Raw genomic sequence first — 25,340 nt, forward strand, 5'->3', positions numbered from 1 at the left:
CCCGCCGTAAGAACAGCCTTCAATCTTGCTGTAGCCTCTCTCACTGGACGTGAAGGCAGTTAAAAAGACGAGCTCTCATTTATTGAACTTTCAAGCTTGAGAAATCCGGGAGATAGCACTCTTTGAACATGTGCTGAATCCAATTGTCTTTCAGCATTAACTGTCGCGTCAGTTCGAGGAAAAACTCCTCTAATTGCTCGCGATCGGCAGACTTGACTGCTTCTCTCATCACTTGCAGCCTAAACTGCTGCTCCATTTTGAGCGTTCCTGGGCCGTTCATAATTTCACCCTAAGTTCTGACAATGCTGCCTTTCGACTTTTAGAAACAGGGATGCATGTTGTGGAGTAGAACTCTCAGGTCAGTTATACGGCAATGCGAACAGAAACAGCAACTAGCAAGTTTGAGATAAAAGAGAGTAAAACCTGACTACACTTTGGAAGCATCCTGTTGCTATAAAGGCCACTCTTGAAAGGTCTCGGAGTCAAACAATCAATTGCCCGGGCAAAAGGTTGCGCCAGGCGGCAGCATTCGATTGTTCGTCCTGTTTTAAAAGACCTCAACGAGCTGCAACAGAAAATCTGAATCACCTCCCAGCCTATTGGATGTACGATTGTCAACTCATTATAACAAACTAGATTTTTCGAAATTATTTTGACAACAAAGTTTATGGATTATGTAGTATTTTGATTGCGAGACGTAACGAAGAAGGCTCTTTTGAGCTTTTGCCTCTATTCTGAGAGTTTTCTAAGAATGCTTGCGATCCCCACTATTGCTATATTTCTGGAACGGGCATTCCATTGAGTTGGATTGCTGCTGATTCTAACGAATTCTGCGATCGCCTCTGCCAAATAGGCAGGTTCTATTTGTCGATCGCGGGGATCGCGATCGGTCGAGCGTTCATTATTGGTTGAGAGGTAATTGTGAGGAGTTTTTTGGATTTGTTTCTCAAGAGTTTATTTGATGCCTTGAAACGCTCGTTCGTTATACAAGTCTGTTTTCACATCAACTCGTTTCAGGCTGCCAATCTCCGGATGGTTGGGGTTTATCGCCACTATCTGCTCTAAACCGGCGGGTATGGCTGCGCTGGGTACCAGCAGACACAGGCTAGTCGACCGTGTCAGCCAGTCGCTGCCCATTGCTTGAGTGCTTGCTGGATAAGGGTACTTGGCCCAGTCTTTCGGCATTTGTGCGATGGTTAGTGTTTCACAAGACACATCTTCGGGCAATTCGTAGATCCCGAGCCGATAGCTTTTGGGGACAAGTCGGGGTGACGGAAGGTAGTTGGCCATCTCTAGAAGGGCCACCGCAGGACTGGATGCAAAATAGAGTACCGGCAGTCCTGGCTGATTCCAGCGAGCGCCGTCGATAAAGGATTTACCCTGTCCTGAGAAGTTGTCGAGATATTTCTCCTTGACAATCCGGTAAAGCAGTATCAGGAGAATTCGCCGTACTCAATCGCGCGCAGCGATTCCCTCACTAAAGTGCGCCCTTCAAAGGTATCGAACAGGTCGACCGGACGCTCTCCGGCCAAGGCAGGAATGCGGGTATGCAGCCATTCCTGCGCAATCTCTTTATCTTCAAACGCGGTAACGGCGTACTGGAACAGGCGCAATGTATCGAGCACTTCCTCGCTGTCGGCGCGGGTCAGCGCCTTCTTGCGATAGAAGCGGCTCAGGTTCGCTGAGGTGGTATCCAGCAACCGGATAAACAGCTCTCGCTCGCCCAAGACGGCGACGGCCTGTTTGACGGCTAGACCCGGAATGCCTTGACGAACAGCCTGTATGAACGCGCCACGGTCGGTCAGAACCTCAGGGGAGACATTCACATTTTCTAATAACGCCGCAACATTCATGTTTTCGCTCATCGTGTGGCTTCAGGATTGACATACATCATAATGATTGCCTTAGCTCATCATTGTGATTTATATCGTGAACGATCGTCTCCCACCGAGCAGCAGCTCGATCGGGGGGTAAAGGTGACTACTCTCACCGCTAACCCTACGGGTCTAGCGGGAGCTTCTCAGACTCACGAGTGAGAGTTGCTGTTTCACAGGCATCCCAGCGGATAAGCCTCCACAGCCAGAGAGCGGTAGTCCAACCGCCCTGCGTTTAACTATCCTATCCCCCTCACCGCCAAACGCTCTGCGTTCTGGCGGGAGTACCCCGGAGGTCATGATGGCAAAGCTGTATTGAGCTAGTATTCACTCAATTTGAAGAGCTGGGTTCTGCTCGAAACGTGATGCGTTATTGCAGAGATCGTGACATTGTTGAGTCTCGCAAACAAGCCATTAGTTTCCCCCCTGCATTTGAATTATCCCCATCATGCCGAGGTCTTCGTGATCGAGAATATGGCAGTGGTAAACGGCCTTGCCCGGAAAATCTGCAAATCGAACTCGAAGGCGCACCACTTCCCCTGGCCGGACGAGGACTGTGTCTTTCCAGGCTCGAAAAGCTTCAGCCCGACCATCCCGGCTAATCACCTGAAAAGGATTGGTATGGAGGTGAAAGGGGTGATCCATTGTCCCTGTATTGGCAATTTCCCAGTCCTCTACTGTGTTGAGGGACACCCGCGTATCGATGCGTTGATGGTTGAAAGTGTAGCCGTTAATTAAAAAGGCCATTCCCATACCCGGCCTCATGCCGTGGTTTAGAGAGAAACGTCGCACAGTCTGGGGTTCGGGTAATGCTTCCACGGGAATCAGTTGCCGAGGTAGAGCCATAGACTCAACCTGCCCTCGGTACGTCAAAGTGGCCAAAGTCCGGGCGGTGCCTCCGCCTGAGGAGAAATCCGTACCTGGCCCCATCCTCGGCCCCATACGACCGCGTCCCATCGGCCCCATCATTCCCGACCCCATGCCGCGTCCCATCATTCCCATGCCCCCTCGGTTGTAAGGCAGATCCAGCAATCGATACTGTCCGGGCTCTCTTTCACCTCTTACGAGCACGTCCGCACGTTCTCCCGGAGTTAACAGCAACTCTCTCAGCTCTACTGGCTCGGATAGCGATATGCCATCTGTAGCAATGAGATAAAGAGGGTGATCTTCGAGTGTTAGCCGATAAAAGCGGGCGTTGGACGCATTAATCAGACGCAAGCGCAGCAAGCCACCGCGAGGAATAGACAAATCGAGGTTTGACTGACCGCTAACAGTCACCAGAGGACCTTCCCGTCCCAGCATCTGTTCCATATGATGGGGTGCTGGAACTCGACCGCTGGCATCTAAAGCAAAGTCTTTTAAGAATAGAAAGACTTCTCGAGCAGCCTCAATTTCCGGAATTTCATCCATCTCCCCCCGAATAACAAATATGCCACCGAGACCGCCAAATACCTGTCTGGCAACCCAACCGTGGAGGTGGGGATGGTAGTAAAAGGTTCCTCCTGGATGGTCGTCGGGAATCGTGAATTCGTAAGTGAAGACTTCTCCGCTGGGGATGTTTAGAAAGACGTTATCGGCATTGCCAGTGGGAGGAACGTGCAAGCCGTGGTAGTGGAGATTTGTTGGCTCGGGGAGGTTGTTGCTAAAGCGGATGCGGACCGTATCGCCAGGGCGAGCTTCAATTTTAGGGCCGGGTATCTGCCCGTTATAGGAGAAGAGTTGAGCCGATTGTCCGCCGATATTGACAGTGCCATAGCTAGCTTCAAGGAAAACCTCAACTAACCCCTCTTCAGCGCTATCTTCAGTAGAGGACGGCGAGGATGGTTGAGCTTTCGACTGAAACAACCTCCCCTGTAACAGCAGGAGGGTACCAGCAGCACTGGTGCCGAGCGCTATGAACTGTCGGCGTCTGAGTTGTTTCATCGCATGAGTCTCTAAAGCCTATTGAGGGTCTTGAGGTGTCTGGGAAATGCGTCAGGTCTAGCGCCCGTACCTTTCACGGTGAGGAACGCGCCACCCAATATGCGATCGCCTGCGTAGGCAATTCTCCAGTGCGATCGGTGACAGAAGCCCTCAGTCACTCCAGACGCCTTACCAACAGCAAGCTCTTCCAGGTCCCCAGCGACCATTCTGCTGAGACCAACCACTCCAGGCCGGATATCCCTGGTTATCTCTCAGAATTAGCCGCTCGTCCCCCCGTCGGATTTCAGATGCAATAATCGTCGAATTTCCAGCAAAGGGCATCCGGGAGCCGACGACCTCTACTTCATCATTGGGGGCAAGTGGCAACTCCTGGGTATTGAGATACCAGGCGGGACCGAGATGCACGGGTACCGTTTCATCGCCGGTCCGAATCAGTAGCTGCCTACCTTGGGACATCCCTTGCATTGGAGTAAAAGGCTCGACGCTAACGACTCTCCCTCGAACGGTTTCGACGGTATTGGGGTCAAACATCATGCCATGCTGGGGACCGTATCCCCAACGGTTGCCTCTCCCCAAGCCGGGTCCCATCATATGTTGTCCGGGTCCCATCCTATGTCTGGGGCCTATCCAGGGAGCATTTGGATTCGTGCCCTGCTGGAGGGGAGGATAGGTCTGAGAAGGTGCTGTTAAATCTCCATTAGAAAAATCTGTCGCTGGGTTGGGTTGCTGAGAAATCTCGTGGGCTAGCAAAGAACTCGTTCCTCCTATTAGTAAAACTAGTCCCGTCAAGGCAGCAATGGTTGGCTTTTTGAGAGCATAACTAGCCTTCATTTCTCGGTCCTCCTATTTGCTTGAGGTTAATGAGCCCACCTAGATCGTAGGACCTCCAGTCAACTGGAGAATGATATGAGTGCAATCAAACTTCACTAGATTTCGACTAACTGGGTGGACACTCAAGATATTATCATATCAGCAATTGCTGATATGATAATATCTAAAAGAAAAATTAAGATTCCAACCTCAGCAATATGATCGTCACTGCTCGAACAACTTCTATCAAGTTGAAGGCCAAGCTTTTCCGTGGCTTTTCAGATGGCTCGCGATTGGCCATCTTGGAGGCGCTGCGAACGGGTTCGCGCACTGTCGGTGAAATTGTTGAGGCAACTGGATTGAGTCAGTCGAATGCCTCCAATCACCTGAGCTGTCTCAAAGATTGCGGACTGGTCGTTTCTACCCAGCAGGGACGTTACGTCAGCTACCAGCTAAGCGATCCGCGAGCGATCGAAATGTTGGCACTAGCAGATGAATTGCTAGCGGATGTGGCAAAGGGTGTTTACGAATGCACTCGCTACAATTGCTCGGAGGAGTCGTGATGGCAGATTGTGCATGTGAAGTTGAGGCTGGGAATGCTGCCCAACGTAATAGTCTGCGCCAGCTCCTCGCCATCAATAGCGCGATCGGCGCAGGCTTGTTAGTGGCTCTCCTATAAATCTCGACTACATCGCCTTTCGAGTCATCTCAAATAAGTTCTGGGCTTGAGCTCCGAGGAACCCTTCAAATAGTTCGGTCTGCCCCGGAGAAACTTCGACCCAATTGCGCTCGGCAATCTCGAAGTAGGCATAGGGCCAAGGAATTTGCATCGAGGCTCCAGTCTCGTCATCCCGCACTGAAACCATTTCGATCACCGCATGGGTTGCGGTTTGACGCAGACCACTGCCCCAACTGCCTTCGATCGCCACTTTCATCGGTACTCCCCGTTCCGCCAGAGCGAGGGCTGTGCTTTCAATATCGGGGAAATGGGGGGTGTTTTGGGCGTTGACGTAACCCGTAAAGTGGTTGACGGCATAGCCGTGCAGTAAGACCCAAGCTCCGTATTGACTGACTTTATTGACGGCTTCAACGACGGAACGCAGGGGAGGGTTCCAGGGACGGGTGAAGACCGTTTGGAGGCGATCGGCTGTCTGTTGTATAGCGAAATCGTTGGAGGCCGTCTCGATGGTTTGCTTCAGGGTTTGCACGTCCGCAAAGTGGCCGGACCGAACGCTTTGGTAAATCGACTGCACAATGGGGGAAGGCAGCTCGTCTACTAAGAGTTCGCTGATGAAGAGTTTGGGTAATGCAAACCGATCGCGCTCGGGATGCAGGTAGTGACGCGCGTAGAGATGCCGGTCTGGGAATTCATATTCTCCTGCCACTTCGTAGCCTAAAGATTCAAACATCCAGGCGAGGTAGAGAATCCCCAAGTCGATTGCTCCGTGGGGAGTTTCGGTGTCGAGACGCAGCGAGCGAAAGGCAATGTGGTCGTTGGCGATCGCTCCCCCCGCTGCTTCGATCGTCTGTTGATAAATTCGGGCGTAGGGAACTCGGCCGAGGTAGGTCTGCCAGAGTCGCTCCCACAGTTGGAGCGCTATCTGAATGCGTTTCATCAGAGATCTTTCAACACTTCAGCAAGGATTTGCAAGGCAACCTGAATCTGTTCGCGTTCGACGACTAGGGGGGGACAAAATCGAATGGCAGCTTTGCCGCAACCGAGCAGTAAAAGACCGCGATGGAAGGCGCGATCGACGATGCGATCGCGCAAATTTGGATCGGGATTGCGATCGCGATCGAACAGATCGATCGCCACCATCAACCCTTTCCCCCGAGGCAGAGAAACGTTGTCGAAGCGAGCGGCGAGCTGCGTTAGGCCCACCTGCAATGCCTCTCCCATTTGGCGCGCATTTTCAATCAGCTCGGTTTCCAGAAGTCCCAACGTGACCTTGGCTGCCGCACAGGCGACGGGATTGCCCCCAAAGGTGTTGGCATGGGAGCCGGGAGGCCAAGTCATCAGTTCCGGTCGCGACAGGATCGCCCCCAGCGGCAAACCGCTAGCAATGCCTTTTGCCAACGTGACAATATCGGGTTGGACGCCCCAATGCTCGATCGCAAATAGCTTGCCCGTCCGCCCCATGCCCGACTGGACTTCATCTACCACCATCAAAATGCGATGGCGATCGCAAATCCCGCGCACCCGCTGCAGAAATCCATCCTCCGGCACGATATAGCCCCCTTCCCCTTGAATGGGCTCCACCACAATTGCCGCGATCTCGTCCGGCGGCAGCATCGAGGGAAACAGTTCCCGTTCCAGGTCATCGAGGCTGGCATGGCTGCCGTAGGGAATGTGGGTGACACCGGGGAGGAGGGGGCCGAACCCCCGACACTGGACAGCTTTGGACGCCGTGAGGGACATCGAGCCGTAGGTGCGTCCGTGAAAGCCGCCGAGGCAGGCAACAATCCGAGACCTACCTGTGGAGTAGCGAGCTAGTTTAACTGCGCCTTCCACCGACTCCGTGCCGGAGTTGGTGAAAAATACGCGCGCGCGAGTGCCACTGTCCGGCTCTGGAAACGGTGCGCGCGCGGCCAGGGCTTCGGCTAACTCCAGCATGGGAGCGTAGTAAAAATCTGTGCCCGACATGTGCAGGAATTGAGTCGCCTGCTGTTGAATGGCCTCAACCACTTGGGGATGGGCGTGACCGGTGGCTGTGACCGCAATTCCTGCCGTAAAGTCCAAAAAGACATTGCCATCCACATCTTCAATCGAGCAACCCTGGCCGCGAGCCACCACCAGCGGATAGGCGCGGGTGTAGGAGGGGGAAGACACGGCTAGATCGCGATCGATCGAAGCGCGGGCGCGAGGCCCCGGCAGCGGCGCGACCAGTTTCGGAAACCGAGGCAGCGTGGGGTTGGACAATGCATCAAACATGGCATCCTCAACGGTTATCAATTTGAGCCCGCTGTAATTGACCGGAAAAGTCCACATAGACCGTCTTCCAGTCCGAAAACACATCGAGGGCTGCGCTCCCGGCTTCGCGGTGGCCGTTCCCCGTCTGCTTGACGCCCCCAAACGGCAGGTGAACTTCTGCGCCGATGGTGGGACCGTTGATATAAGTGATGCCTGCTTCAAGATCGCGCATGGCTTGAAAGGCGCGGTTGACATCCCGCGTGTAGACAGAGGAGGAGAGACCGTAGGGGGTGTCGTTCAGCACTTGAATGGCCCGATCGAACGAGTCCACGGCGATCGCCGATACAACGGGACCGAAAATTTCCTCTCGGGCAACGCGCATATCCGGCGTTACGCCATCCAAAATCGTGGGTTGGAAAAAGCAGCCGTATTGCAGGTCGTCCTCCCTCGCCACTTCCCCTCCGATCGCCAGCTTCGCTCCCTCGTCGCGGGCAATGTCGAGATAGCGTATGACGCGATCGCGCTGAGCTTGGTTAATCAGAGGACCGACATCAGTTTGAGGATCGAGGCCGGACCCCAGTCGCAAATTGCCGGTCAGTTCGATCAGTTTACTGACAAACTCAGCTTTGATATCGCGATGCAGAATGAGACGACTGGTGGCAGTGCATCGCTGTCCCGTCGTGCCAAACGCTCCCCACAGAGCACCTTCGAGGGCCAGGTCTAAATCGGCATCCTCCATCACAATCTGGGCGTTCTTCCCGCCCATTTCCAGACAAACGCGCTTGTGGGTGCGCCCGCAGGTGGCCCCCACTTCGGCCCCCGTCTGCGACGATCCGGTCAGCGAGATGAGGTCGATGCCGGGATGCTCCGCGAGGGCTCGACCGACGGCCTCTCCCGTGCCGTGGACCAGGTTGACGACGCCAGCAGGCAGACCGGCGGCCTCAAAAATTTGAGTCAAAAGGGTGGCGCAAGCAGGGGTGTCTCTGGCCGGTTTGAAGGCGATCGCATTCCCGCAAACCAGGGCTGGGAGAGACTTCCAGCAAGGAATGGCAATGGGGAAATTCCACGGGGTAATGAGGCCGCAGACGCCAATGGGAACTCGCACCGTCATGGCAAATTTATTGCCCAATTCCGAAGGGGTGGTTTGGCCGAACAAGCGACGCCCTTCCCCCGCGTAGTAGAAGGCGCAGTCAATGCCCTCTTGCACATCTCCTCGGGTTTCCTCCAGAGGTTTGCCCATTTCCCGAGTCATCAGTTGGGCCAGTTCTGCTTTGCGCTCCAACAACAGTTCGCCGATACGGCGAACAGATTCTGCCCGCACCGGGGCGGGAACGAGACGCCAGCTTCGATAGGCGCGGCGGGCAGCGGCAACGGCGGCATCGACATCAGCCGCATCAGACTGCGGCGCGGTTGCCACCAACTCTCGCCAGTCGGCAGGATTGCGACTTTCCATCACAGCCCCCGATCGCGCGGGCACCCAGCGACCGTCGATGTAATTCAGACACTGCATTGGAGTCACCAATCTTCAAACCTCCAAAGTACAGACGCACCGTTCGAACATTTTGGATCGACCCCCCAATTATCTATGGTGGAAAAAGATGGAGGTGAAATGTAGGTTATTGACCCGTAGGGGCGGGGTTTTCCCGCCCAGTGCAACATCTCTGCTGGACCGCAGTCCGAGCAGACCGAGCCGCTGGCAGCGATCGCCTCATGCAGGCTGCTGCCCCTCTCAGCTCAATGGATTCCCCGACAGTGTGGCTTGGCACTGTCGGGCTAGAGTGCTGGCGCGATCAAATCAGCGCGATGACGCCCAAAATGACGGCAAACACAGCAATGAACCCCAGTACTTCGTACGCTTCAACTCGACGATTGTCCATTACAGGCCTCCTCAGGCTGAGCCTTCTCCATCTCAATTATGGCCGAGGTCAATCAAAATCATTGATTTTTGTGTAACAAAAATCAATTGGACTACCTGACAGGCTCTGTAAAAACAAATAAAATGGATTTGATTGCGTCTCGGTCTTCAAATTCTGTAGTTTGAGGAGCTTGGTTTGGCGGCTGAGTCAGCAGGGCTCGAAGTCCAGAGAGACATTCTCAAGCTTCTAAAATTTGTCCAACCCCTGTCTGGAAGCAATACACATCAATACATGCACTTGTCCTATCCGGTCAAGTCCTTCAAGTCAATGTTATGACTCTCTCTGTTTGCTGCACTACAAATAGGATCTTGAAATCAACCGGAGATCGAGTAGATTAGCATTCGTTCAATTGCCTAAAAATAGTTGAGTAAAACTGACTGGAAACCGATCGTTTGATGAATGAAAGAATCTTAGTCACTGGGGCTAAGGGTCAGATTGGGAGTGACCTCGCGATCGCCTTGCGCGATCGCTATGGTGCAAAACAAGTCATCGAAACGAGTCGTCGGCCCCTGTCCGCCTCAGATGCCAATCGGCTGCCCTACGAGGTTCTGGATGTGACGGATAAGCGGCGGCTGCAAGAGCTCGTAGAACAGTACCGCATCGAGACGATTTACCACTTGGCCGGAGTCCTTTCAGCTAAGGGAGAACAGTATCCCGATCGCTGCTGGCAGGTCAATATCGATGGGCTCAGAAACGTCCTCGAAGTTGCCAAAACTCACCGGCTAAAAGTGTTTTGGCCCAGCTCGATTGCTGTCTTCGGTCCCCACAGTCCCAAGATGGGTACCCCCCAGTTCGCGATCGAAGATCCGTCCAGCCTATACGGCATTACCAAGGCGGCAGGAGAAATGCTCTGTCGCTATTCCGCCGATCGCTTTGGGGTGGACGTGCGCAGCCTGCGTCTCCCCGGCATCATCAGCCACCGCGCCTTACCGGGGGGTGGAACGACGGATTTTGCGGTTGAAATGTTCTATGACGCCCTCAAATACGGCAGTTACACTTGCTTTGTCCGGCCCGACACTCGCCTGCCCATGATGTATATGCCGGACGCGATCGCCGCTATCCTCGCCCTCATGCAAGCGAACTCTACAGCGATCGCCGTTCGTTCCAGCTATAACGTTGCGGCAGTCAGTTTTTCTGCAGTAGAACTTGTTGCAGAGATTCAGACCCACCTGCCACACTTCACCTGTGACTACGCGCCCGATTTTCGGCAGGCGATCGCCGATTCCTGGCCGTCTGTTATTGACGATTCACAGGCACGGCAAGACTGGGGCTGGCAGCACTGCTATGACTTGCCCGCGATCGTGGCAGATATGCTCGTGCATCTCTCGCAACACATTGGCTCGAACGGAGCAGCCGATCGTGCGGGTCCGCAACCGATCTCGGGTGGTGTTTGAACGGAACAACCAGTTTGCCTGCTGAATTCTGAGGAGATTCCCTCATGGCGATGACAGCGACCCCCATCTTCCAAGCCATCCTGGACGAAATTCACCAGTCCGGTCTCTACAAAGGGGAACGACTGCTGACGACGCCACAGGATGCCGAGATTGCCATTCGAGGGGGGAAGGAAGCGATTAACTTTTGTGCCAATAACTATTTGGGCTTGGCCAACAACCCCGAGCTGATTGCCACCGCTCGGGAAGGCTTGGATCGGTACGGCTTCGGTCTGTCATCAGTCCGCTTTATCTGCGGCACCCAGACCATTCACAAAGAATTAGAAGCGAAAATTTCGCAGTTTCTCGGTACAGAAGACACAATTCTCTACAGTTCCTGCTTCGATGCCAATGGAGGATTATTTGAGACCCTCTTGGATGGCGACTGCGCCGCGTTCAGCGATGCTCTCAACCACGCCAGCATCATCGATGGCATGCGGCTGTGTAAAGCCCAGCGCTACCGCTACCCCCACAGCGACATGCAGGCATTGGAACAGGCCCTGCAGCAGGCGCAGTCTGCCAAAATTCGTCTCATTGCCACCGATGGCGTTTTCAGTATGGATGGCGATATCGCTCAGTTAAAGCAAATCTGCGATCTGGCCGATCGCTACGATGCCTTAGTTATGGTGGATGACAGCCATGCCACGGGCTTCTTCGGCCCGACAGGACGCGGTTCCATCGAGCATTGCGGCGTCATGGGCCGAGTCGATATCGTCACCAGCACCCTCGGTAAAGCCCTGGGCGGAGCTTCGGGCGGCTTTACGTCAGGTCGCAAAGTGACGATCGATTTGCTGCGACAGCGATCGCGTCCCTACCTGTTTTCCAACAGTCTGGCTCCCGCCATTGTCTACACCAGCCTGAAGGTGCTGGAGATGCTCGACCGAACCCCCGAACTGCGCGATCGCCTGCGGGAAAACACCCGCTACTTCCGCCAGCGCCTGACTGCCCTCGGCTTCGACATCAAACCCGGCATTCACCCGATTGTGCCGATTATGCTCTACGAGGCCCAACTGGCCCAGGATATATCCCGCGACTTGCTGGAGGAAGGAATTTATGCCACTGGATTTAGTTATCCAGTCGTGCCCAAAGGACAAGCTCGCATTCGCATACAAATCTCTGCTGCCCACACCCGCGAGCAGCTCGATCGCTGTATCGATGCCTTGACTCGCATGCGCAAGCAGGATGGCTGTTGAATCCTACGGGCAACTGCAGCAATGAGGGCATCTATTTCTCCCGTGGGTTTGCCTACGCGGCGAAGTTCGCCTTGGATTTTGCCAAATTCTACTGCGGCGGCTCGATCGAAGGGCTCGATCGTTAGCAGTTCGCTCAGTTCTTCGAGGGTATCAATATTACGTTGAATCTGCTGCGAACAATAAGCCCCTTATACAATTCCCCTAAGACAAGAGTTGGTATATAGCACTGCGGGAAAATTCGATTGAACTGAGCGATCGGCGCGTTGCAGGGAATCTCAACCCACCTCTTTGTACGTACATTGAGAGCAAGCCCCAATGACATGGGCTGCCCATCAAACCGAACCGTTCGAATTGCCGCTATGTTACGGCTTTGGTTCAAAATCGGCCAATCTTGGCTAGCAAAGGAAGCAAAAGCTAGCCATCTTGTGATGTCTGCAGGGCACGATTACATTGAGTTCTGATAATTTTCTTGCCTCTTGAGTGTCAATCAGTCTCTTAATCTACTCTCTGCAAACATAGTCCAGATAATTCGCTACTTTTTGCGACTATCTTCCAGAGGCTGAAAGGCTTACTGTGAGTAGCTTTCAACTCTTGAAGTCTGGAAGTGAACCATTGCCCACCTGACGCACCAAACCCGATCGCACGAAAGCATTCCCTCTTGTCGTCAACCACGATCTCTTTGAGCTCTAACCCACCTCGCTACGATAGAGTAAGCTCAGCTCGGAGCAAACCCGATGGTCCAGTTCAAACCCCGGCAATACCTCCCCACTCAAGACGAACTGCCCGAAACTGACTTTGCCCCTGTGGATAGCGAATTGCAAGTGCTCGCCGCCAGCCTCCTCGGCGATCTCCTCGCTTGGCACTGGCGCGATCGCACCGATTGGTTCTGGGGCATTAATTTAGCCGTCTATTACGACCCCGAGAAACCTTCCATTGCCCCCGATGGCTTCTTGAGTCTGGGAGTGGAGCGGCTCCCTCGAAAGGGCGGCAGACTCAGCTACGTCGTCTGGGATGAGGGCGAGCTACCGATTCTGGTGGTGGAATACGTCTCCCGCACTTACGGGCAGGAGTACGGCTCCAAGATGGAAGAGTACGCCCGCATCGGTGTGTTGTATTACGCGATCTACAACCTGGAGTACTGCACTCGCAAGCGGCGTCAGCCCTTAGAGGTTTATCGGCTCGAAGGCGATCGCTACGTCTTGCAAACGGGGGAGCCGGTTTGGCTGCCAGAGATTGGGTTGGGCTTGGGAAGCGAGTCGGGAACCTATCGAGGTTGGTCGAGAGACTGGTTGTACTGGTATGACCGAGAGGGGAATCGACTCACTGCTCCTACTGAGGTCGCGGAGCAGGAACGACTGTTGCGCGAACAGGAAAGCCTGCGGGTCGAACAGGAACGACAATTGCGCGAGCAGGAGAGCCTGCGGGCCGAACAGGAACGACAATTGCGCGAGCAGGAGAGCCTGCGGGCCGAGCAGGAACAACAGTTACGCGAGCAACTGCTGGACAAACTCCGACAAAAGGGAATCGATCCCGATACGCTCTAGCTTGTGGAAATACCCGTCAAATACCAACTGGTCACTACTATTGCTAGACTGCATGCTTTCAGGTGATTGGAGCAGTGCGATCGCCTCCAAATTTTCATTCGCTTTAATCTACCCGCGTCAACGCAATACTCCGCTTGCCCAGTTTGAGGGTAAATTCATCCCCAGGCTTCAATCCCATTTTCTTAGCGTAAACAGCACCAATCAATAAATTCCCATTCTTGTGAACAGAGGCTTTATCAGTGTAACCGTCCCAGGAGGCTTATTAAGCTGCCAATAGTTTTTCATCCTGAGATAAGGGACAACATTACTCGTATTAGCAAGCAGTACGCTATCCTAACCGCAAGCCCAGCATAGGCCATTCATCCTGACTGAGGAGACTTGCAATGACTGTCACTTTGCAGGACATTCACACTGCTGCCGAAATCGTGCGCGATCGCGTCTCCAATACCCCCTGTCGTCCGTCGCGATCGCTGTCAGACCTAGTGGGGGCAAACGTCATCCTCAAATTTGAAAACCAGCAATTCACCGGCTCGTTCAAAGAACGCGGAGCCTTGGTGAAACTGCTCTCCCTCACCCCCGCCCAGAAGGAGACAGGCATCGTTGCCATGTCAGCGGGTAACCACGCTCAGGCCGTGGCCTATCAGGCCCAACAGTTGGACATTGCGGCCACCATCGTCATGCCCCGTTTCACCCCCAATAACAAAGTGGAACGCACCCGCGCCTTCGGGGCTGAAGTGATTTTCCACGGAGATACTCTAGACGAATCGATCGTCTTGGGCTATCAATTGGCCCGCGAGCGGGGTCTTCAAACGGTTCACCCCTACGATGACGAACGCATTATTGCCGGACAGGGGACGATCGCCCTTGAAATATTGGCCGCTTATCCAGAGTTAGAGGCGCTCGTGGTGCCTGTGGGAGGGGGTGGCTTGATTTCGGGGAATGCGATCGCCGCCAAGAGTCTGCGTCCCGACATCGAGATTATCGGCGTCCAAACGAAACGCTTCCCCTCCACCTTCCAAGCTCTGCGAGGGGATCTGGCGGTGTGCGGCAGTTCCACCATTGCAGAAGGCATCGCGGTCAAGTCCCCCGGTCAATTGACATTGCCGATTGTGCGGGAGTGGGTGGACGACATCCTTCTGGTCGATGAAGAGGATATCGAGGAAGCGGTGCGACTGTTGCTCGAACGGGAAAAGACTGTCGCGGAGGGGGCAGGAGCGGTCGGACTGGCAGCTCTGATGAAATATCGCGATCGCTTTGTCGGTCGGTCTGTGGGGATTATTCTCAGTGGCGGCAATATCGATCTGCCCATCCTCTCCAGAATTGTGCAGCGGAGTTTGGTGCGTTCCGGTCGGCTGATACGGCTAGATGTGGATGTCAGCGATCGGCCAGGGGGGCTGGCGGAAGTCTCCCGCTGTATTGCCGAAGCTGGAGCCAATGTTGTTGACGTTCACCATCAACGGGCATTTACCAGTCTGCCGCTGCAGTCGGTGAGTATTCAATTCGTCCTCCAGACAAGAGGACTGGAACACGTACAGCAGATCGTTGATGGCCTCATTGAAGCGGGATATCGCGTGTCTCTCCCCCAGCAAATGGATGGAGCTAGTTCTGTAGAGGCGATCTCGACTCTCCCGCACTACTTACAGCGGGCCTGATGCTAGCTAGCTTCCGATTCGGGGACTAGGACAACATTCTCGTAGAGGCGATCGAGGGGGAGGGCGAGATCGATGCTGCTGAATTGAAGGGTATCGCCAAGCTCGTAAAGGGTGTATTCCCAGGTGTTGTGATTGGTGCGGCGATAGATTTCAACTCTTTGGGTTTCGCTGGAGACTAATACATAGTCTTGTAGGGTGGCGATACGTTGATATTGGAGGCGCTTTTTGCCTCGGTCGATTTTTTCTGTACTGGGGGAAAGGATTTCGACAATCAGGCAGGGAAATTGCAGATAGTCGCTTGCCGCTAAATCCTGCTGATGGCAGGTAACGCTAACGTCGGGATAAAAACAGGGGCCGGATTCCGAAATGCAAACTTTAGCGTCGGGGGAGAAGACTTGACAAGGTTTTCCGTCTAGATGGACACCTAAAGCAGTAATCAGTTTGGACGCTAAGAGGCTGTGGGCAAGGGTGCCGCCAGCCATAGCGTATACCTGTCCGTCGATATATTCGTGTTTCCAGTCCTGTTGGGCTTCCCATTCTAGATATTCGGCAAAGCTCATAGAGTCTTTGACGGCAACCATTGGCTGACTCGGCGATCGCGGCTACCTACTAGTGTATGCAGTGGGGTGGGATAGGGGCGAAGATAGTTGAATATGATACTTGCCGAAAAACCGATATACACTATGTAACCTCCGATACGAACCTGTTGAAGGCGTTTGCCTACTCTGACATCACAGCAATCTTTTTCTCAGTGATTCTTCATAAATGGGATCTCGATCGGATTGCAAGCAACAGAAATCTTGCTGCGCGTTAAAGCGTGGCATTACTAGAGGTGGCGAATGCGGCTAGAGCAGCTTCAGGCATTTCTTGCGGTGGCAGAATCGGGAAGTTTTCAGCAGGCTGCTCGCCGATGCAACATTACCCAATCGACTGTCAGCCGCCAAATTCAAGCGCTAGAGACTCAATTGGGCCTTTCGCTCCTACACCGCTCTACCCCCACCAAACTCACTGTCGCGGGGGAACACTTACTGGGGCGCGCCCGCCGCATTTGCCAGGAATGGGAGCACGCCTCCACCGAATTGGCGGAGTTGGCTGCGGGCAAGCAAACCGAACTGTGTATCGCGGCCATTCAATCCGCCTGTTCGGACTATCTCCCCCCTATCCTGCAGCAGTTTTGCCACGCCTATCCCAACGTACAGTTGCGGGTCACCTCCCTCGGTAGCGATCGCGCCCTCAAAGTCCTGCGCGATGGATTGGTGGATGTGGCGATTGTCATGCACAACCGCTGGATGACCGCCAACACTGAAATTGCGATCGAACCCCTCTACGACGAACCCGTTGAGGTGTTGATCTCGGCCCGCCACCCGCTGGCCCAGTTCGAGTTCATCCCTTGGCGCGAACTCGCCCGCTACCCCCAAGTGGTCTTTAAAGACGGTTATGGCATGCAGCGGCTCGTGCAGGAACAATTTCAGCGCCAGGGGATCGAGCTCAAGATAGCTCTGGAACTCAACACTCTGGAAGCCTTTCGCGGCATTGTCAAGCAGGGGCAAATGGCGGCGCTCTTGCCTCGGGCTGCAACGCTGTCAGCACGAGACGATCGCGAATTGGCCATTCGACCCACCGAAGCGCCGCGATTGGCTCGGCAGGTGTCGCTCGTAACCACCCAAGATCGGCTGCAATTCCCCCCTATACAGTATTTTTGCAAGCTAGTCCGCCAACAGCCCGTCCCCAAGAGTCGTGACTGGACTGCCGTCGAACCAGAGCTCGAATTGGATAATGCTGAGGCGATAGCTCATCCCTAAGGGTCATTTGTGTAGCCTAGGTATCGGCATCGCAGTATCGCTGCGGCATAATAGCGCCTACAGAGCGCTGTGCTTTTACGGACTTCCTTGCTGCGATCGCGCCAGATTGGCTGACAACTGCTTCACCTTTCCCCTCTGTAACTATGAGCGACGCCTTTCGAGAGTTATTGAAGTTAGTCGGTAGTGGTGCCCATACCAGCAAGCATTTGACGCGGGCTCAAGCGGCTGCGGCCACGGCGATGATGCTGCAGCAAGAAGCCACTCCCGCTCAAATTGGCGCGTTCATGATTGCCCACCGCATCAAGCGTCCCACCAGCGAAGAACTCGTTGGCCTGTTGGATACTTACAACCGACTGGGGCCAAACCTGACCCCAATTGGTGCCGAGCCCCCCATCGTCTTCGGCATTCCTTACGACGGGCGATCGCGTTCGGCCCCTTTTGCCCCCCTCACTGCTCTTATCCTCACTGCCGCCAAGTATCCCGCCATCCTGCACGGCGGTCGGCGCATGCCCACGAAATATGGCGTTCCCCTCGTCGATCTGTGGCAGGCATTGGGGGTGGATTGGACCCCTCTCTCGCTCGCTTGCACCCAGCAAGTGTTTCAGCAAACCCGCTTGGGATTTGTCTATCAACCCCAACACTTCCCGCTGGCTGAAGCCTTGGTGTCCTATCGCGAACAAATTGGCAAGCGTCCTCCCCTCGCCACTCTGGAACTGGTTTGGGCTCCCTATCGCGGCGAGGTACTGATGGTCTCCGGCTATGTCCATCCCCCCACCGAAGAACGGCTGCAACAGACCTGCCTGCTCGAAGGGGGCTATCGCCGTCTGGTGACAGTGAAAGGCTTGGAAGGCAGTTGCGATTTGCCGCGCGATCGCACCGGCATTATCTGCATTCACCCCATGCAGCCCGGACTCGAACCGGAACGGTTGCTGTCACATCCTCGCGATTTCGGGATGGACGGGTCGGAAATTGCGGTTGTGCCGACGGCAGAATGGGGCGATCGCATCCGGGCGGTGCTGGCCGGAGGGGGTGGCGAGTGGCAGCAGGCGGCTCTGTGGAATGGCGGATTTTACTTATGGCAGGTGGGGCTTTGTGCGACCTTGGCGGAGGGGATCGAGCGGGCAGAAGCGCTGCTCTCTAGCGGGCAAGTGCAGCAGCAGTTGCAGCGCTTGCAAGGGGCTGTGGAAAGGGCGAAAGGAGCTGCGGAAGCGGCTTTAGGTGGCGTGTGACAGCAGGATCGATCGTGGCGATTGTATTGGCGGGCGGTCGCAGTCGGCGGATGGGCCGAGATAAGGCGCTGCTGCCAGTGAACGGTCTGCCCCTACTGCAGCAGGTCTGCCGAGTGGCGTCAGCTTGCACTCAAACCACCTATGTGGTGACCCCTTGGCCCGATCGCTACCGCCATCTGCCCCTCGGCGGCCAATTCATTCCCGAAGATCCCGACACGGCTTGCGGTCCTCTCGCGGGGTTTGCCTTGGGACTGCAGCAGGTGACGGCGGATTGGGTACTGTTGTTGGCCTGCGATCTACCTTGCCTGGATGCGGATAGCTTGCGGCAGGGCATCGCGCAGCTCGATCGCGTGGGGGACGATCGCATCGCCCTGCTCCACCGCTCCGAACGAGGCTGGGAACCGCTGTGCGGCTTTTATCGGACGAGCTGTTTGGCCTCGGTGCAGGCATTTTTGCACGAAGGGGGGCGATCGTTTCAAATGTGGCTGGCGGGGGAATCGCCGCAAGAGTGGGACATTAACAAGCCACAACTTTTCTTTAACTGCAATACTCCTGCCGACTGGGCTCGACTGCGATCGGTACCTCGGCTGAAACGATTGTAGGACTCTCCTAACGCATGGCATCAGAACGAGTCAAAGATTTTACCTGCAAAGCGGTGAAAAGTAGTGTAGTCTAGAACCACTTTGGTGCAGACCTTTGGAGGCTATCACCATGCCGAGAAAAACAATCTCATTCACAAACGCCCATAACGACTGGCTGAAAGCGCAAGTCCAAAGTGGTCAGTACACCAGCGATAGCGAAGCGATCCGCGATCTGATCCGCGAACGTCAGAAGCGGGAGAGTCAAGTTGAATTTATCCGTGCTGCATTAATTGAAGGCGAGAACAGCGGTTTTAGCGATCGGACGCCGGAAGAAATTATGCAAGGCGTTATCGAACGAAAGCGTGAAAATGGGACACTATAAGCTCAGTGTGGCAGCCACTGAGGATTTCGACCAGATTTTTGATTATGGTATTGACGAATACGGCCTAAGCCAAGCAATAGACTATACAAAATAGGCTGAAACAGCGATTTTCCGACCTTGGAGAAAACCCTTTGCTCTACCCTGCCGTTGACGATATCCGCGCCGGATATAGGCGCAGCGTGTGCGGCGTACATTCGATTTATTATCGAATCGAGAGTGGCGGAGTTGAGATTATCCGCATTTTGGGACGACAAGACCTCAATCAGGCTTTGAATAACTGCTGAGTATTGAAGTATTTTTTTCTTGCCTGCGGCCTTGCGGCATCTCGATATTAACGAATATTGCCATTCGACTTACAACGATTGAGATGAGTCTCATACTGCAAGAGAGGCTCCTGCGCTCTCGGGGTTCGAGCGATCGCCCCATCGTGGGTTTAGCTAACCAGCGCATCCCGCCCTCAGCGAGCGAGCTCGAACGTATCTGGAGGACTGAATTCATGCAGCTTTTCAATCGCATTTTGGTGGCCGTGGACGCCTCGGGGGCATCCGTTAGAGAAACCAAAGCGCTCTTAGGGCTACCCCGCTACGGTCAAACAGCTGTCACCCTGTTGCACGTCGTCCCCAAAACTCAAGTAACAGAGCGGCTCAGTGGCAGCAAAGAAGCCGATGGCCGTGCCTATCTCGATCGCGCCAAAGCAGAACTAGAGGGTTTTGAGAATGTGACTGTGAGCGATCGCCTCGAAGAAGGAGATCCCAAAACCGTCCTATTGAAGGTTGCTGACGAAATCGATGCGTCCCTGACGATTATGGGGGGGCGCAGTATGAACCGGCTGGTGGCCATCTTTAAAAACTCGGTCAGCCAATACGTGTTCCAACTGTCTACTCGCCCGCTATTGATTGTGCGGGAAGGTCTGATGCCCTCCCCCAATATCAACCGCGTCATGGTGGCACTCGATGGGTCCCAAGCCGCCCAGCAAGCCCTCAAAATTGGCATGGATATGATCGCGGATGCAGTCGGCCGCGAACTGTTACTGATCCGGGTGCTTTCAGATCGCGCCTCGGCCAGCTATCAGAAAGTTCCAGACAATCCCGAGAAAGAAGACGAGGTGCTAGCAACTGCAATCTCCACGCTAAAGAACAAAGGTGTTCCCTACCGATCGTTTTACGCCGTTGGCGATCCGGGTCGCGAAATTACACTGCTTTCGGGCGAGAAGGGGGCCGACCTATTGGTGATGGGCTCTCCCGATCGCCGTCCGAGTATTGCCAAAACCCTGCCCGATCTAGAGCGTCTATTGGGGAATTCTGTGTCTGACTACGTGCGCGTTCACGCCCAGTGCCCCGTTTTGATGGCTCGCCCGCAGGAATAGAGGTCTCGGTTGACGAGCCCCGAGGAGCCAAGTCGCTAGAGTAGATCCAGTCTGCTCTAGCGATAGTTCGTGTCTGCCAATCCCTCCGATACAATCGCCGCCATCGCCACCGCCGCCGTTCCCGCCCGAGGCAGCGTCGGCATCGTGCGCGTCTCCGGTCCCGAAGCCCTCGATCTTGCTAAAGTGCTCTTCCATCCAGCGGGCAAGCCCGCTTGGGACAGTCATCGCATTCTGTACGGCAGCTTGCGGGATGCTGCGGGGAACGAAATTGACGAAGCTCTGTTGCTGTGGATGCAAGCCCCCCGTTCCTACACTCGCGAGGATGTGGTGGAGTTTCACTGTCACGGCGGCATTATGGTGGTGCAGGCTGCACTGCAGGCTTGTTTGCAGCAGGGGGCACGGCTGGCAGAGCCCGGAGAATTTACATTGCGGGCCTTTTTGAATGGGCGGATTGACTTAACTCAAGCGGAGAGTATTTCGCAGTTGGTGGGTTCGCAGTCGGAGCAGGCGGCCCAGTTGGCCTTGGCGGGGGTGCGGGGCAAGTTGGCCCAACCGATTCGGGAGTTGCGATCGCGCTGCCTCGATGTGCTGGCGACGGTGGAAGCCCAGATTGATTTTGAAGACGATTTGGGGCCGCTGGACGAGTCAGAGGTGCAGAAAACGTTGGAGGAAATTTGCGATCGCGTCGCAGCGATTTTGGCCACTGCCGAGCGGGGGGAGTTGTTGCGGCGGGGGTTGAAGGTGGCGATCGTGGGTCAGCCGAATGTGGGTAAGTCCAGTTTGTTGAATGCTTGGAGTGGGATCGATCGCGCCATTGTGACGGACCTGCCGGGAACGACGCGGGATGTGGTGGAATCGCAGTTGGTGGTGGAGGGGATGCCGGTACAGGTGCTGGATACGGCGGGAATTCGGGAGACGGGCGATCGGGTGGAGAGTTTGGGTATCGAGCGATCGCGCCAGGTGGCCCAATCTGCCGATCTCGTCATCCTCGTGGTTGCTGCGCCGTTGGGGTGGACTGCTGGCGATGAGGCGATTTACGCAACTGTGGCAGGCCGTCCGCTCCTGATTGCGATCAACAAAACGGATTTAGCCCCGTCCGAGAGTGTCGAGCTGCCGGAGGCGATCGCCACCTGTCCGGTTATTTCCACTCAATTGCAAGCCTCCGAGCCCGCCGCCCAAAGCATCCGTGCCCTCGAACGTGCTGTTATCCATATCGCCACCCAAGGCAAGGTGACCGCCAGCAATTTGGATGTAGCCATCAACGATCGCCAAAAAGCCGCCCTCTTGCGGGCGCAAGCTTCGTTGCGACAGGTGATTCAGACCCTCTCCGATGCATTGCCCTTGGATTTTTGGACGATCGATTTGCGAGATGCCGTCCGAGCGTTGGGGGAAATCACGGGCGAAACGGTCACCGAATCGATGCTCGATCGCATTTTCAGCCAATTTTGTATCGGCAAATAAACATCTCAACCCAATCCATATTGAGATCTGGAGTTTTCAGACATTGCACTCGGCCCCCTAAATCCCCCACCAGTGGGGGACTTCCGAGAGGCTATTGGCTTCGTTCTACAACTTTAATCATCACGATCTCCATCGCCTTCCCCGCCTCCCAACCCTTAGCTGGAACTGTACTCAAGTCCCCCAGAATGGGGGATTTAGGGGGCTAATGTAGCGAACCACAGTGCCAGTGAGAGGGTCTAATAGACACATTCTCAAAACTACAGGTTTCTGCCGCGCGGCGATCGCCGCTACTGCCATCGCAGGCGGGTCTAATAGACACATTCTCAAAACTACAGGTTTCTACTTAGACGGGGTTTAAGGGAGTTACGGGGAACTTGTTTGCCAGCAAAAGTTGTGTGAATTCGTCCTCGGAGCTTATTTTTTAATTTCAGTAAAAGATTGATAGGCCTGCTGGGGGTGGAAGATATGGCACTGGCCCACCACCTGCTTCATCAACTCCCAATTAAATTTGCACTCGATTGTGGATTCTCCCCAGTTCTCCTTCAAGCTGGCGTGGGCGGCGCGCAGATTGTAGGAGGGAATGGCCGTCGAAATGTGATGGGGGATGTGGACATTAATGTCGTGGCAAAGCAGTTCCACCCACTTGGGATAGTCGCAGTGAACTGTCCCCGCCAACTGTGCCTCGGCTGCATTCCATTCTTCAGCTAGCTTGAACTGCACGCCAGGATAAGTGTGATGCACGAGCGTGAATGTGCTCATCCAGAAGTGATAGCCCAGCCAGGGCATCAGCCAAAACTTGACCAATCCCCACCAACCGGTGAAGTACACCAGGGCAGATAGCATCATTGCCCCACCCACGAGCGCGAATGCCGCCGAAAAGGTAAACTTGCCCCGCTCGCGAGCGGTCACATTCTCAGTGGCGGGATTGAAGTGGTGCAATGCCCAGTGGAAAATGGATGCCAGCCACCAAAACCCGCCCCGCAGCGCTTTGTATAATCTCTGCATAGCCGGAGATTCGGCTTTGAAACCTTCCTCAGTCCAAGGGTGCCAAGCATTATCCACATTCAACTTGTTGGTGTGTAAGTGGTGGACATCGTGCTGAATGCGCCAGCCGTGAAAGGGATATAGCAGGGGCAGCATCGCCAAGTGACCGACGAGATCGTTCAACCAGGTTTGCTTGGCAAAGGAGCGATGGGCGCAGTCGTGAGCGATCACAAAAAATCCTGTTAGCGCAGTGCCGCTGAAAAACCAGGCAAAGGGCAGCAGATACCAAGGCGCAAAGGCGATCGCCCCATAGCCGAGAGCAGCAGCCACAATACTAATCGCTACCGAGCGCCACGCTTTGAGCGGATGCTTGACAAAGACTTCCTTGGGGAGCGTTTTGATGATGTCTGTAAGCTTCGTCTCGGGTGTGAGGGTATGCGACGGTGGTTCGGCGGCAGGGGGATAGATTGTGGCAGTCATGGACGATCTGGATTCTCCATAAAAAACGGCTGACACGACCACTCCCTAGACCGCTCGCCACACTTCACTAGGCCGAGCGATCGCCGACAGTGCAGTCTCGAACATGGGGGATCGTGCAAGAGCTGTTAAGGTCTCTTAAATCTCAAGTATTTTATCGCTGCGACCGAACCTGAGATCCATTGAAAAGCCTTTACATTTCTATATTAAGTTAGTTTGTTTCGCGATCGATACCGCGAGGCTCGGCTGGGTCGAGGTGGAGGCGATCGAATTGCCGCAGCCATCTTGGCTGAGACATGCTAGAGGGGATTGGAGGCTAGAGCCGATGAGGTCAGTCTCCAAGAGTCTGTGTTGTGGATTGGGAGTGAACTGATGGGCGATCGCCCTGAAATATCCCCGCCGCCAACTGGCGGGCCAGATCCCGATCGCCCTCAACCGAATGGCGACGGCGATCGAGATAATTTTGCTATCGGCTGGCCACAAGCGGGGTGGGGCAGTTTATTCAGCCAGTGGTTGGGGGTGAGCGATGCTCGCATGGCTGAGATTATCGAGCGCGTCCGGGCGGAACTGCCCACCACTTCAGCTCTGCTGATTGGCAAGCCCCAAGCGGGCAAAAGTTCGATCGTGCGCGGTTTGACAGGGGTGTCCGCCGAGATTGTCGGTCGCGGGTTTCGGCCCTACACGCAGCACACCGAGCGCTATGCCTATCCCTCTGGCGACCTACCCCTATTGCTCTTTACCGACACTGTGGGCTTGGGGGATGCCGAGCGAGACGATCGAGTGCTCGTAGGCGAACTACTGCAGGAGCTAGGCCGGGATAGTCCCGGTGCCAAGATCGTCATTCTGACAGTCAAACTGAACGACTTTGCCACCGACACCCTCCGTGCCATCGCCCGACAACTGCGGCAGGAATATCCAGACATTCCCTGCCTGCTTGCGGTTACCTGCCTGCACGAGGTCTATCCCTCCCAGACTGATAACCATCCCCCCTATCCGCCCGATGACCCAGATGTAAGCCGAGCCTACGAGGCCGTACGGACATCGTTTGCGGGGCTTTACGATCGCGCTCTACCGATTGACTTTACGCTCGAAGAAGACGGCTACGAGCCTACGTTCTACGGACTTGAGGCTCTACGCGACAGCTTGGCAGAAATGCTGCCCGAAGCCGAAGCCCGAGCCATTGCCCAGCTATTGGATTCAACTCAGGACGCCAGTCGCAAGCTGGGCAGCCTCTACCGCGAGACGGCACGACGATATCTGCTGGCATTTTCGATTATGGCGGCGGCGGTCTCTGCCGTTCCCCTCCCCTTTGCCACGATGCCCGCCCTCACCGCACTCCAAATCTCGATGGTGGGGTTATTGGGCAAGCTATACGGTCAAACCCTGACGCCCGCGCAGGTGGGGGGCCTGGTCAGTACGATCGCCGGGGGCTTTGTGGCCCGCACGGTAGGGCGAGAATTGCTCAAATTTATTCCCGGTTTTGGCAGTGCGATCGCCGCTTGGTGGGCTGCCGCCTATACTTGGGCGTTAGGGGAAGGGGCCTGCGTCTATTTCGGCGATCTGATGGGGGGCAAAACCCCCGACCCCGCTCGCATTCAACGGATCGCGAACGAAGCCTTTACCGCAGCCAAACAACGGTTTAAATCCCCACAGCCCGGACGCCCCCCCCGCTCGCCAGTGGATGGCGATTAGGACAAGGGTTTGCGAGTTTGGCGGATTTGTCTAAAGTCTTAAGAGAATGCGCATACATAGGCACAGACATACATAAGCACATATATACCATTGGCATTAAGCCTATAACGCGG

23 protein-coding genes and 1 pseudogene are annotated in these 25,340 nt (G+C 55.0%); 13 read left to right on the forward strand and 11 right to left on the reverse strand.

Annotated features, from left to right (window positions below; all coding sequences use genetic code 11):
• Positions 1-79: 79 nt before the first annotated feature.
• The 5 genes from SYN7336_RS06480 to SYN7336_RS31975 all read right to left on the reverse strand — a co-directional run bounded on the left by SYN7336_RS06480 (position 80) and on the right by SYN7336_RS31975 (position 4,628).
• Positions 80-280: an NblA/ycf18 family protein gene (locus tag SYN7336_RS06480; RefSeq protein WP_038025779.1), complete on the reverse strand. Its 201-nt coding sequence runs from the start codon at positions 278-280 to the stop codon at positions 80-82.
• A gap of 674 nt (positions 281-954) precedes the next feature.
• The gene (locus SYN7336_RS06485; protein WP_202951178.1) at positions 955-1,443 is read right to left on the reverse strand and encodes an RES family NAD+ phosphorylase; all 489 of its coding nucleotides are present in this window, start codon (positions 1,441-1,443) and stop codon (positions 955-957) included.
• Positions 1,434-1,865: an antitoxin Xre/MbcA/ParS toxin-binding domain-containing protein gene (locus tag SYN7336_RS06490; protein WP_017325117.1), complete on the reverse strand. Its 432-nt coding sequence runs from the start codon at positions 1,863-1,865 to the stop codon at positions 1,434-1,436. Before SYN7336_RS06490 ends, SYN7336_RS06485 begins: the two co-directional genes overlap by 10 nt.
• 423 nt (positions 1,866-2,288) lie before the next feature.
• On the reverse strand, positions 2,289-3,797 hold the full coding sequence (locus tag SYN7336_RS06495) for a multicopper oxidase family protein (protein ID WP_017325118.1): 1,509 nt from the start codon (positions 3,795-3,797) through the stop codon (positions 2,289-2,291).
• A 168-nt stretch (positions 3,798-3,965) separates the two neighbouring features.
• Complete coding sequence (locus SYN7336_RS31975; protein WP_017325119.1) at positions 3,966-4,628, reverse strand: hypothetical protein; 663 nt, start codon at positions 4,626-4,628, stop codon at positions 3,966-3,968.
• Between the two features lie 197 nt (positions 4,629-4,825).
• Here SYN7336_RS31975 and SYN7336_RS06505 point away from each other — a divergent pair, with 197 nt between their 5' ends.
• On the forward strand, positions 4,826-5,170 hold the full coding sequence (locus tag SYN7336_RS06505; protein WP_017325120.1) for a helix-turn-helix transcriptional regulator: 345 nt from the start codon (positions 4,826-4,828) through the stop codon (positions 5,168-5,170).
• Positions 5,171-5,293: 123 nt separating this feature from the next.
• Here SYN7336_RS06505 and SYN7336_RS06515 read toward each other — a convergent pair whose 3' ends face one another.
• The 3 genes from SYN7336_RS06515 to SYN7336_RS06525 are packed head-to-tail and all read right to left on the reverse strand — an operon-like array spanning position 5,294 to position 9,028.
• Complete coding sequence (locus tag SYN7336_RS06515) at positions 5,294-6,223, reverse strand: DUF1338 domain-containing protein (RefSeq protein ID WP_017325122.1); 930 nt, start codon at positions 6,221-6,223, stop codon at positions 5,294-5,296.
• Positions 6,223-7,596, reverse strand: coding sequence for an acetyl ornithine aminotransferase family protein (locus SYN7336_RS06520; protein WP_227498611.1), 1,374 nt, complete (start codon positions 7,594-7,596; stop codon positions 6,223-6,225). Before SYN7336_RS06520 ends, SYN7336_RS06515 begins: the two co-directional genes overlap by 1 nt.
• Entirely contained in the window at positions 7,547-9,028 is a 1,482-nt protein-coding gene (locus tag SYN7336_RS06525) for an aldehyde dehydrogenase family protein (protein ID WP_017325124.1), read from the reverse strand. The genes SYN7336_RS06520 and SYN7336_RS06525 overlap by 50 nt, the downstream gene beginning before the upstream one ends.
• 801 nt (positions 9,029-9,829) lie before the next feature.
• On the opposite strand from SYN7336_RS06525, the gene SYN7336_RS24770 reads away from it, so the two are divergent.
• The 3 genes from SYN7336_RS24770 to SYN7336_RS06550 all read left to right on the forward strand — a co-directional run bounded on the left by SYN7336_RS24770 (position 9,830) and on the right by SYN7336_RS06550 (position 13,601).
• Complete coding sequence (locus SYN7336_RS24770) at positions 9,830-10,828, forward strand: NAD-dependent epimerase/dehydratase family protein (protein WP_017325125.1); 999 nt, start codon at positions 9,830-9,832, stop codon at positions 10,826-10,828.
• A gap of 44 nt (positions 10,829-10,872) precedes the next feature.
• Positions 10,873-12,057 carry a glycine C-acetyltransferase gene (gene kbl / locus SYN7336_RS06540; protein WP_017325126.1) on the forward strand — a complete coding sequence of 395 codons (1,185 nt, stop codon included), beginning with the start codon at positions 10,873-10,875 and terminating at the stop codon, positions 12,055-12,057.
• A 734-nt stretch (positions 12,058-12,791) separates the two neighbouring features.
• Positions 12,792-13,601, forward strand: coding sequence for a Uma2 family endonuclease (locus tag SYN7336_RS06550; protein WP_017325128.1), 810 nt, complete (start codon positions 12,792-12,794; stop codon positions 13,599-13,601).
• A gap of 103 nt (positions 13,602-13,704) precedes the next feature.
• Here SYN7336_RS06550 and SYN7336_RS28700 read toward each other — a convergent pair.
• Positions 13,705-13,824: pseudogene (locus SYN7336_RS28700) on the reverse strand (AbrB-like transcriptional regulator); the annotation flags it as partial.
• A gap of 160 nt (positions 13,825-13,984) precedes the next feature.
• Between SYN7336_RS28700 and SYN7336_RS24775 the strand changes: the two are divergent.
• Entirely contained in the window at positions 13,985-15,253 is a 1,269-nt protein-coding gene (locus SYN7336_RS24775) for a threonine ammonia-lyase (RefSeq protein WP_017325129.1), read from the forward strand.
• A 2-nt stretch (positions 15,254-15,255) separates the two neighbouring features.
• On the opposite strand, the gene SYN7336_RS06560 is transcribed toward SYN7336_RS24775, so the two are convergent.
• On the reverse strand, positions 15,256-15,834 hold the full coding sequence (locus SYN7336_RS06560; RefSeq protein WP_017325130.1) for a Uma2 family endonuclease: 579 nt from the start codon (positions 15,832-15,834) through the stop codon (positions 15,256-15,258).
• Positions 15,835-16,092: 258 nt separating this feature from the next.
• Here SYN7336_RS06560 and SYN7336_RS06570 point away from each other — a divergent pair, with 258 nt between their 5' ends.
• The 7 genes from SYN7336_RS06570 (at position 16,093) to mnmE (ending at position 22,074) form a co-directional block, all read left to right on the forward strand.
• On the forward strand, positions 16,093-17,055 hold the full coding sequence (locus tag SYN7336_RS06570) for a LysR family transcriptional regulator (RefSeq protein ID WP_017325132.1): 963 nt from the start codon (positions 16,093-16,095) through the stop codon (positions 17,053-17,055).
• A gap of 143 nt (positions 17,056-17,198) precedes the next feature.
• Positions 17,199-18,284, forward strand: coding sequence for an anthranilate phosphoribosyltransferase family protein (locus SYN7336_RS06575; RefSeq protein WP_017325133.1), 1,086 nt, complete (start codon positions 17,199-17,201; stop codon positions 18,282-18,284).
• Between the two features lie 14 nt (positions 18,285-18,298).
• A complete protein-coding gene (locus tag SYN7336_RS06580) occupies positions 18,299-18,886 on the forward strand; it encodes a molybdenum cofactor guanylyltransferase (protein ID WP_227498612.1) in 588 nt (195 codons plus the stop codon).
• Between the two features lie 109 nt (positions 18,887-18,995).
• A complete protein-coding gene (locus SYN7336_RS06585; RefSeq protein ID WP_017325135.1) occupies positions 18,996-19,247 on the forward strand; it encodes a type II toxin-antitoxin system ParD family antitoxin in 252 nt (83 codons plus the stop codon).
• Between the two features lie 95 nt (positions 19,248-19,342).
• The gene (locus SYN7336_RS32935) at positions 19,343-19,531 is read left to right on the forward strand and encodes a type II toxin-antitoxin system RelE/ParE family toxin (protein ID WP_227498660.1); all 189 of its coding nucleotides are present in this window, start codon (positions 19,343-19,345) and stop codon (positions 19,529-19,531) included.
• Between the two features lie 212 nt (positions 19,532-19,743).
• The gene (locus tag SYN7336_RS06590) at positions 19,744-20,613 is read left to right on the forward strand and encodes a universal stress protein (protein WP_026100758.1); all 870 of its coding nucleotides are present in this window, start codon (positions 19,744-19,746) and stop codon (positions 20,611-20,613) included.
• 69 nt (positions 20,614-20,682) lie between these two features.
• On the forward strand, positions 20,683-22,074 hold the full coding sequence (gene mnmE / locus SYN7336_RS06595) for a tRNA uridine-5-carboxymethylaminomethyl(34) synthesis GTPase MnmE (RefSeq protein ID WP_017325137.1): 1,392 nt from the start codon (positions 20,683-20,685) through the stop codon (positions 22,072-22,074).
• 414 nt (positions 22,075-22,488) lie between these two features.
• Here the strand turns inward: mnmE and SYN7336_RS06600 are convergent, their stop codons facing one another.
• Entirely contained in the window at positions 22,489-23,538 is a 1,050-nt protein-coding gene (locus SYN7336_RS06600) for a fatty acid desaturase (protein ID WP_017325138.1), read from the reverse strand.
• Between the two features lie 369 nt (positions 23,539-23,907).
• Between SYN7336_RS06600 and SYN7336_RS06605 the strand changes: the two genes are divergently transcribed.
• A complete protein-coding gene (locus SYN7336_RS06605; protein ID WP_083885883.1) occupies positions 23,908-25,227 on the forward strand; it encodes a GTPase family protein in 1,320 nt (439 codons plus the stop codon).
• Positions 25,228-25,340: the final 113 nt, after the last annotated feature.

Origin of the sequence: Synechococcus sp. PCC 7336 (assembly GCF_000332275.1) — a bacterium.
Lineage (GTDB): Bacteria > Cyanobacteriota > Cyanobacteriia > Thermostichales > PCC-7336 > PCC-7336.

Excerpts from the sequence above, each read along its gene's own strand:
- SYN7336_RS06520 (WP_227498611.1), bottom strand. The coding sequence starts at position 7,596 with ATGTGGACTTTTCCGGTCAATTACAGCGGGCTCAAATTGATAACCGTT.
- SYN7336_RS24775 (WP_017325129.1), top strand. The coding sequence starts at position 13,985 with ATGACTGTCACTTTGCAGGACATTCACACTGCTGCCGAAATCGTGCGC.
- kbl (WP_017325126.1), top strand. The coding sequence starts at position 10,873 with ATGGCGATGACAGCGACCCCCATCTTCCAAGCCATCCTGGACGAAATT.
- SYN7336_RS06515 (WP_017325122.1), bottom strand. The coding sequence starts at position 6,223 with ATGAAACGCATTCAGATAGCGCTCCAACTGTGGGAGCGACTCTGGCAG.
- SYN7336_RS06550 (WP_017325128.1), top strand. The coding sequence starts at position 12,792 with ATGGTCCAGTTCAAACCCCGGCAATACCTCCCCACTCAAGACGAACTG.
- SYN7336_RS06560 (WP_017325130.1), bottom strand. The coding sequence starts at position 15,834 with ATGGTTGCCGTCAAAGACTCTATGAGCTTTGCCGAATATCTAGAATGG.
- SYN7336_RS06505 (WP_017325120.1), top strand. The coding sequence starts at position 4,826 with ATGATCGTCACTGCTCGAACAACTTCTATCAAGTTGAAGGCCAAGCTT.
- SYN7336_RS06480 (WP_038025779.1), bottom strand. The coding sequence starts at position 280 with ATGAACGGCCCAGGAACGCTCAAAATGGAGCAGCAGTTTAGGCTGCAA.
- SYN7336_RS06495 (WP_017325118.1), bottom strand. The coding sequence starts at position 3,797 with ATGAAACAACTCAGACGCCGACAGTTCATAGCGCTCGGCACCAGTGCT.
- SYN7336_RS06570 (WP_017325132.1), top strand. The coding sequence starts at position 16,093 with ATGCGGCTAGAGCAGCTTCAGGCATTTCTTGCGGTGGCAGAATCGGGA.
- SYN7336_RS06525 (WP_017325124.1), bottom strand. The coding sequence starts at position 9,028 with ATGCAGTGTCTGAATTACATCGACGGTCGCTGGGTGCCCGCGCGATCG.
- SYN7336_RS06605 (WP_083885883.1), top strand. The coding sequence starts at position 23,908 with ATGGGCGATCGCCCTGAAATATCCCCGCCGCCAACTGGCGGGCCAGAT.
- SYN7336_RS06590 (WP_026100758.1), top strand. The coding sequence starts at position 19,744 with ATGCAGCTTTTCAATCGCATTTTGGTGGCCGTGGACGCCTCGGGGGCA.
- SYN7336_RS06585 (WP_017325135.1), top strand. The coding sequence starts at position 18,996 with ATGCCGAGAAAAACAATCTCATTCACAAACGCCCATAACGACTGGCTG.
- SYN7336_RS31975 (WP_017325119.1), bottom strand. The coding sequence starts at position 4,628 with ATGAAGGCTAGTTATGCTCTCAAAAAGCCAACCATTGCTGCCTTGACG.
- SYN7336_RS24770 (WP_017325125.1), top strand. The coding sequence starts at position 9,830 with ATGAATGAAAGAATCTTAGTCACTGGGGCTAAGGGTCAGATTGGGAGT.
- SYN7336_RS06490 (WP_017325117.1), bottom strand. The coding sequence starts at position 1,865 with ATGAGCGAAAACATGAATGTTGCGGCGTTATTAGAAAATGTGAATGTC.
- SYN7336_RS06575 (WP_017325133.1), top strand. The coding sequence starts at position 17,199 with ATGAGCGACGCCTTTCGAGAGTTATTGAAGTTAGTCGGTAGTGGTGCC.
- SYN7336_RS06600 (WP_017325138.1), bottom strand. The coding sequence starts at position 23,538 with ATGACTGCCACAATCTATCCCCCTGCCGCCGAACCACCGTCGCATACC.